Consider the following 7,647-nt stretch of genomic DNA (forward strand, 5'->3'; position numbering starts at 1 on the left):
CCCTTTTTCACGAATTTGACGCATGAGCCAGACCGATACGCCGCCAGCTACCACGCCCAAGCACACGAACGCTCTCGCCACCGAGAAGTCTCCGTACCTGCTGCAACATGCGCACAATCCGGTGAACTGGCTCCCCTGGGGGGAGGCGGCCTTTGAGCAGGCGCGGAAGGCGGACAAGCCCATCCTTCTCTCCATCGGCTACTCCACGTGCCACTGGTGCCACGTGATGGAGCGGGAATCCTTCGAGAATGAGGAGACGGCCCAGGTGCTGAATGAGCACTTTATTTCGATCAAGGTGGATCGCGAGGAGCGCCCGGACGTGGACCTTACCTACATGACCTACGCCCAGGCCGTGAGCGGTGGAGGCGGCTGGCCTCTGAATGTGTGGCTCACCCCGGAGTTGAAGCCCTTCTTTGCGGGCACGTATTTCCCGCCTGAAGACAAAGGTGGGCGCATGGGCTTCCGCGCCCTGTGCCTGAAGATTGCGGAGGTGTGGAAAGATGATCGCGCCGGAGTGATGGAGCGCAGTGAGGCGGCCATCCAGAAACTGCAGGAGTATATTGAGGACGAGCAGAAGCATCACGACGCCCCCTTCGATGCGGTGATGAAGAAGGCGTATGACGATGTGTCGAACGCCTTCGACTACCATGAAGGCGGCTTCAGTGGCGCGCCCAAGTTCCCCCGTCCGGTGACGTTGAATCTGCTGGGCCGGTTGAAGAAGCACCTCGCGCTGAAGAAGGAGGAGAGCGAGTCCAACTGGGCGGTGGCGATGGGCAAGACGACGCTCACCTGTATGGCCAACGGTGGCATCCGCGACCACATCGGTGGCGGCTTCCACCGCTACTCGGTGGATGGCTACTGGCACGTCCCGCACTATGAGAAGATGCTCTACGATCAGGCGCAGCTCCTCACGGCCTATGTGGAAGGCTATCAACATACGGGGGTGAAGAGCTTCGCCACCATCGCACGCGAGATCGTGGGGTATGTGAAGCGTGACCTGCGTCACCCTGACGGTGCCTTCTACTCGGCTGAGGACGCCGACAGCTATACGGACGAAACCCGCACCACGAAGGGGGAGGGTGCCTTCTACGTGTGGAAGGCCGCGGAGATCGATGAACTGCTGGGCAAGGAGGAGGGCAGCATCTTCCGCTATGCCTATGGCGCTCGCCGCGATGGCAATGCGCGTCCTGAAAGTGATCCGCATGAGGAGCTCAAGGGGCTGAATACGCTCTTCCGGGCGTACTCGCCCAAGAAGACGGCGGAGTACTTCAAGCTGGAGGAGGACAAGGTGGCAGACATCCTGGAGCGTGGGCGCAAGGTGCTCTTTGAAGCTCGGGTAAAGCGTCCGCATCCGCATCTGGATGACAAGGTGCTCACCGCCTGGAACGGTCTCATGATCTCCGGCCTGGCCCGTGCCGCCGGCGCGTTGGGGGAGCCAGGTTTCCTCGAACTGGCGACACAGTCGGCGCAGTTCGTTTACGACAAACTTTCGGACAAGGGCTCGAACCTCCGCCGGAGCTGGCGTGAGGGCGTCTCCACGGTACAGGGCTTCGCTTCAGACTATGCGCTGCTCATCCAGGGGTTGCTGGATCTGTATGAAGCGGGCTTTGACGTGAAGTGGCTCCAGTGGGCCGCGGCGCTGCAGGAGGAGTTTGAGACCAAGTACGGCGACCCGGAGAAGGGTGGTTATTTCAGCGTCAGCAAGGCCATCCCCAACTCCGTGTTGCAGGTGAAGGAAGACTACGACAGCGCGGAGCCCTCGCCCAACAGCGTGGCGGCGATGAACCTCTTCCGCCTGGCGCGCATGCTCGCCCGGGAGGACCTGCGTGAGCGCGGGGAGAAGGTGCTGCGCCTCTTTGGCAAGAGTCTGGAGGAGAGCCCCTTCACCGTGCCGGCCATGGTGGCGGCGCTGGACTTCAGCCATTATGGCGAGGTGGAAATCGTGCTCGCTGGCAGCAAGGAGGACGCCGGTTTCCAGGCGTTGGCCACGGCGGCGCGGTCCCGGTACCTGCCGCATGCGGTGCTGCTGCACGCGGATGGCGGTGAAGGGCAGACCTTCCTCGCCGCCAAGAACGAGGCGCTGGGGGCCATGAAACCCGTCAATGGCCAGGCGGCTGCCTATGTCTGCCGCAACCGCGTCTGCCAGTCCCCCGTAACCACGGTGGAAGCTCTGAACGGTCTTTTGGATTTGTGATCTCTGATTTTGGATTTGGTCCAATTCAGTGGTCACAAGTCATTCTAAAGTGTCATCCATCGCCAACGGCGACTTCCAATAAGCATTTCAAATTCTCAATTCATCATCACGCCAATGCCTCGCGCTCTGATCTTCGACTTCGACGGTCTCATTCTGGATACTGAAACGGCCGTTTACGAAGGGTGGCGTGAACTGTACGCCGAGCACGGGCATCCGCTCCCGCTGGAGACTTGGGCCCAGTGCGTGGGCAGTGATTTCGGCGCCTATGACCCGGCCGCGGCGCTGGAGAAGCTGGTGGGCACCGGTGCGCTGCTGGACTGGCCGGCCCTAACCAACCGGCGTCGGAAGCGGGTGTCAGAGATCCTGGTCGGCAAGGACACCCTCCCAGGGGTGCGCCAGCTCCTGCGGGAGGCCGGGGATCACAACATCCCCTGCGCCGTGGCCAGCAGCTCCCCGCATGAGTGGGTGGACCGCTGGCTGAAGCAGCTGGGCCTGTGGGACTATTTTTTCAACGTGACCTGCCTGGAGGACACGGGTGGCAAGGTGAAGCCTGACCCCAGCCTGTTCCTGCACGCCGCCAGCAAGCTGGAGGTGGATCCGGCGCAGGCGGTGGTGTTTGAAGACTCGCTCAACGGACTCCGCGCTGCCACGGCTGCGGGCATGCGGTGTGTGGTGGTGCCTTGCGCCATCACCAGCCACCTGGACTTTCAGGGAGCCTGGAGGCAGTTGAAGTCCATGGAGGAGGTGACGGTGCCGGAACTTTTTCAACTGTTCCGCGCCAGCCACTGACAACGGCACCCCCCGATTGCTGCCGACCGCAGGGCGGATGGCTTCGTGCCGCCCTTGTGCCTTGCATTCTCCACGCCTCCACCCACACTGCGCGCCGTGACCAAAAACTTCAGTCTCTACCTCGCCCTCCGCTACCTTCGTCCCAAGCGGACGTTCGTGAGCGTCATCACCCTCATCTCCATCCTGGGGGTGACGCTGGGGGTGAGCGTGCTGATCGTGGTCATCGCGGTGATGGCGGGCTTCCATGCCCAGATGAAGGAGCTCGCGGTGGGCTATGAGGCCCACATTGAGGCCCGGGACGCCTGGGGCACCTCCATGTTTGGCGAGAACCATCGCCCACCGGATGCCGCCGACAAACCCTGGCGGGAGGTGATCAAAGATCTGCGCAGCACACCTGGAGTGGTCTCTGCCTCACCCATGGTGCGTGGATTGCTGCTGATTGAGTCCGAGGGCAGCATGGCCCCGGCCTGGATGTGGGGCATCCAGCAGGAAGATGGCAACCGCCTCGCAGAAAAGCAGAAGCAGATGGTGGAAGCTGGTGAACTCGACCTCTCCGGAGACAACATCGTGCTGGATGGTGGGGTGGCCCACGCCTTCGGCTTGAAGGTGGGGGACACGGTGACCGTGTATGCTCCGTCGAATCTCAATGGCATCGTTCAGACGATTCGAGAGATCGATGACAAACCTGAGGCGGAAAAGCAGGCTGCGTTCAAACAACTGAGGGAACTGGTGCTTCCGCTCGATCTGAAGGTGACGGGGATCATCAATCCTCCCCAGTTCCAGGACTCGGACAAGATGGCCATCGGGGTGGTGCCTTTGCATGTGGCTCAGGAGCTTCGGGGCATCGACGACGGCATTTCCAGCATCGGGATCGAGCTGCAGGAGCCCTACATGGCCGGGCCGATCAAAGAGCAGCTTTTGAAGAACAAAGTGCTCCCGGAATCTTGGGAGGCCTTCACCTGGATGGAGGCTCACGCCCGTCTCTTCGGGGCGGTGCAGAATGAGATGATGATGATGTACATCATCCTCTTCATCATCGTGCTCGTGGCAGCCTTCTGCGTGATGAATACCATGATCACCGTCACCGTGCAGAAGCGTCGTGAGATCGGCATCATCGCAGCTCTGGGGACCCGCATTGGCCAGATCATGTGGGTCTTCCTCTGGCAGGGCATGATGGTCGGTGCCTTTGGGGCCATCTGCGGCCTCGCGGCGGGTTTGTCCGTGGCGTACAACCTGAATTCCATCCGTGATTTCCTGAACGACAAACTGAAGCTCCAGCTCTTCGACCCCGCCATCTACGGCCTTGTCGAGCTGCCCGCCAAGGTCCTGCCGAAGGACGTCGCCATCATCTGTGGCGGTGCCTTTGTGCTTTGCTCTGTCGCGGCATTGGTGCCCGCCTTCCTGGCGGCCCGCACGGAGCCGGCGGTGGCGCTGCGGGATTAAGGGCGGTTAGTCAATGTAGAAGAGCCGTCCCGGCTCTTGGGGGCGGTTGCCGTCCACGACGACCAAGAGTGGTTCGATGTAACCGCTGATGCTTGTTGCGTCTGACTGTCAGCGTCGTGACGCCAATCGGGTGGGATGGGCTTCGTTGGTGGCCGGGAGGACGGTGGACGTCACAAGGCGTAACCAAAGCGGTGATTCTCACCGCAGTCCCAAAACGGCTGCGCCGTCAGGTGATGGGGGAGGGGAGGGCGGAGTGCCTCTGGGGGCTCTCGATGTCGGAGGATGATTGGGCTGCCAGCCAGCTGCAACATTGCTTGTTTCTCCGCCGCATCCGTGATTGAATCTCCGGCATGGACCGGCTTGTACCCCCGGAAACTCGCGCCCGACGTCGGTTCGTGCGCGCCAGTGGAGTGTTGTTCATTGCAGTGGTCCAGCTCTTGATGATCCAGATTGTAGCCCTCTATCTGGATGATCGGCTCATCAGCCATGGGAGCGGGCTTTTGGATGGAGTGGCAGATCTTATCGTCAACGGAGGCGTCCTGTGGTTGATCGCCTTGGTCAAGCTGACCGTGGGGGTCTGGCAGGCGCTGCGTCAGTCGTGGCCGAAATGCGCCAGAGAGGTGCCGCAGAATCTTTCTTGGAGCATCATCGTGCTCACCTTTGGGTTGCCGTGGATTCATCCAGAGTGGACCTGGATGCAGTCGGATGATCCTGAGATGGCTTTCTACGTGATGATGGGCTGGAGCATTGGCCTGCCTATCGCGTGCAGCCTCATTGCCTGCTATGGCGCTGCTCGCTGGCTCCTGGGGCCGAAGGTCAGGCCCGCTCCGCTCCCGTATGCTGCCAGTTCCGCCTCAAGGTCCAGCGATGGCAAACCTCTCTGGGGCTATCGGATGATCTTCGTCACTCTGGGGTGGGGGTTGCTGCTTTTCGGTGTCGGTATGTTGCTGGAGCGGACGATTGCCGCCATGATCCTGGCCGGTCTGGCTCTCGGTTGCTTTTGCCAGTGGCGTGATCTTCAGTATCAGCGTTTCACTCCGGCTGTGTGGTATCGTGGTTTGGTGCTGATGGTTGCAATGATGGTCATCCCGCTCTTTGCCACAGGCGGTGCCGTGGCCACAATGGCGACCGTCTTCTTCGGCTTCTGCATCATCAACTGGGCTGCCGCGACCGCCCGGGATTTGTTTTTCCGGAGGAACGTGGCGGAGGTGGGCTCGGGCATTGGTTGAATCTCACGGAGGAGTGAAGGGGGAGTTGCAACCACTCAGGGGCGCTTCATAAGCAGTTTCTATGAAAATGCGGTTCCGACCACCGGTCGAAAAACGATTGCCTCCCGGGAATCAGCCGGTACACTCGTGTGACGTTGAACCTCGGTTCAACGTATGATGCGGCCTGGAGCAAGTTCCCGTGAAGTGAGATTCAAGGTAAGACCCAACCCAACCAAAGGAGAGCAGCCATGAGCACCCCGACAAAGCCGAGCCCCGAACCGAGATTTTCAGACGAGAGTTATCCTGGCACCGTGCCACCACCCCCACCTCCCAATGGTGGGAATGGTGGCTAGATCACCCCTTATAGCTGGGCTGTCATGAACTCGTGAGCATTCGGAGGACAATGGCAGACCTTTTTCTCAAGCACCCTCAGTGGCCGGAAAGATCCGGTCGTTGAGGGTGTTTTTTGGTTCACACCGTTCCCATGAAGCCTGCTCGTCCCTCTGATCCGCCTGCTGCGCCCGCAGACAACTACTACCGCAAACGGACAGACTGGTCCGGCAGCACCGGCAAGCTCAACATTTCCGTGTTTGTCTTCCGGGATACGAACCGGAGCGGGCACTATGACGTGGGGGATCGGCCGATGGCTTCGGTGGCGGTGGAGATGAGGGCCGAAGAGGAGCCCCCGCTGGTGAAGCATTCCAATATTGCCGGGTTCACGAACTTTGAGATGTCCACCACAGAGGAGATCAGCCCGATTACTCGACCAGGCTGGCGCACCTTTGAAGTTATTCCGCCGCATGGGTGGGTGGTCACGACGGGCAATGCCGTGCAGGAAGTGGAGTTTGTGCCGTTGGCAGGGTCGGTTTCGGGCTTGATTGCCCCGCATCCCCCCAAGCTGGTCGGCCTTGCGCCGGACTTGGAGGTGCGGACGACTCTTGATCCGGCGGATTCTGAATGGAGTGCTAAGGGAGAACTGAACCTGCGGCGAATCGGCCAGTCTGAGCATGAGCCCCGCGAGGGGGCGCCCTTGTCATGGCGGAGGCATGACTCGATCTCCGACTTCAGCATCCCGAGTGACGCGGGGACCTTTGAGCTGGTGCGAGGCCGCTTGGCCCGTCCGGTCACGGTGGGCTCCTTCCCAACCCATGTGGGCACGCTTACGCCGGGTCGAGACTACGCCTCCGACGACGGTAGCGAATGGCGGACGATCAACTTTGAATCGGCTGTGCAGGCCGGCATTGGCAAGATTCCCACAGGATATGCGGGCATGGGCTGGGACAACTTTGTGGCCGTGGACAATGCCTTTTACCAGGGTGAGGGCTATGTGAATGGTACCGTGTCTGGGCGCATGGTGACCTACAATGGCTCCGGCCATCCTGCGGAAGTCTCGCATGAGAAGGGCTTTGACCTACTGGGCTGCCATCTGACGCTGGGGTGGATCCGCGCTGAGGGCGAGGTGGTCATCATCGAGGCCTATCAGGGCGATGTACTGGTGGCGGTGGACAGGGTGGAGCTCTCTGCGCTGGGCCCCGTGTGGTATGAACCCCGGTTTCGCAACGTGACCCGCGTGCGTTTTGGCACGGAGCATTTCTGGCAGTTCATCATGGATGAACTGGTCGTGCGGGTTTAGTCAGTGCGTCAGTGCGTCAGTGCGTCAGTGCGTCAGTGCGTCAGTGCGTCAGTGCGTCAGTGCGTCAGTTGGGGTTCGAGGAATGTGTCATGTGAGCGAAGTGGGTGACCACGGGATTTCGCGGAGGAGGACGATGGCTCTTGCCCTCCTTCTCTATGGATTCGTAATTCGTTGCAGGGCGACCCAGGCGGTGAGGTCGTTCCATTGGGCGATGATGCGGGTCTGATCCGCTGCATATTTGGTCTTGAACACTGCCAGCGCGTCTCCGGTGGGTTCGCATTGCACGAAGGCTTCTGCCGCGGTGGCTCCACCTAGGAAGCGCTCGGCCTTTTTCCAGTGCTGGCTTTTGAAATGGGTTACGATCGCCACGGGATCGAGCG

6 protein-coding genes are annotated in these 7,647 nt (G+C 60.8%); 5 read left to right on the forward strand and 1 reads right to left on the reverse strand.

What is annotated here, in order from left to right; all coding sequences use genetic code 11:
* The first annotated feature begins 22 nt into the window (after positions 1 to 22).
* The 5 genes from BV106_RS09120 to BV106_RS09145 all read left to right on the forward strand — a co-directional run bounded on the left by BV106_RS09120 (position 23) and on the right by BV106_RS09145 (position 7,267).
* A complete protein-coding gene (locus BV106_RS09120) occupies positions 23 to 2,194 on the forward strand; it encodes a thioredoxin domain-containing protein (RefSeq protein WP_051945485.1) in 2,172 nt (723 codons plus the stop codon).
* 114 nt (positions 2,195 to 2,308) lie between these two features.
* On the forward strand, positions 2,309 to 2,983 hold the full coding sequence (locus tag BV106_RS09125) for an HAD family hydrolase (RefSeq protein ID WP_038163664.1): 675 nt from the start codon (positions 2,309 to 2,311) through the stop codon (positions 2,981 to 2,983).
* Between the two features lie 96 nt (positions 2,984 to 3,079).
* Positions 3,080 to 4,426, forward strand: coding sequence for an ABC transporter permease (locus BV106_RS09130; protein ID WP_038163666.1), 1,347 nt, complete (start codon positions 3,080 to 3,082; stop codon positions 4,424 to 4,426).
* 350 nt (positions 4,427 to 4,776) lie between these two features.
* Positions 4,777 to 5,655, forward strand: a complete 879-nt coding sequence (locus BV106_RS35315) for a hypothetical protein (RefSeq protein WP_051945487.1) — start codon at positions 4,777 to 4,779, stop codon at positions 5,653 to 5,655.
* A gap of 463 nt (positions 5,656 to 6,118) precedes the next feature.
* A complete protein-coding gene (locus BV106_RS09145) occupies positions 6,119 to 7,267 on the forward strand; it encodes a hypothetical protein (protein ID WP_051945489.1) in 1,149 nt (382 codons plus the stop codon).
* Positions 7,268 to 7,420: 153 nt separating this feature from the next.
* Here the strand turns inward: BV106_RS09145 and BV106_RS09150 are convergent.
* Positions 7,421 to 7,647: hypothetical protein (locus tag BV106_RS09150; protein ID WP_038163672.1), on the reverse strand; the 227-nt coding region annotated here is incomplete at its 5' end.

It is taken from the genome of Verrucomicrobium sp. BvORR106, from assembly GCF_000739655.1.
Classification (GTDB): domain Bacteria; phylum Verrucomicrobiota; class Verrucomicrobiia; order Verrucomicrobiales; family Verrucomicrobiaceae; genus Verrucomicrobium.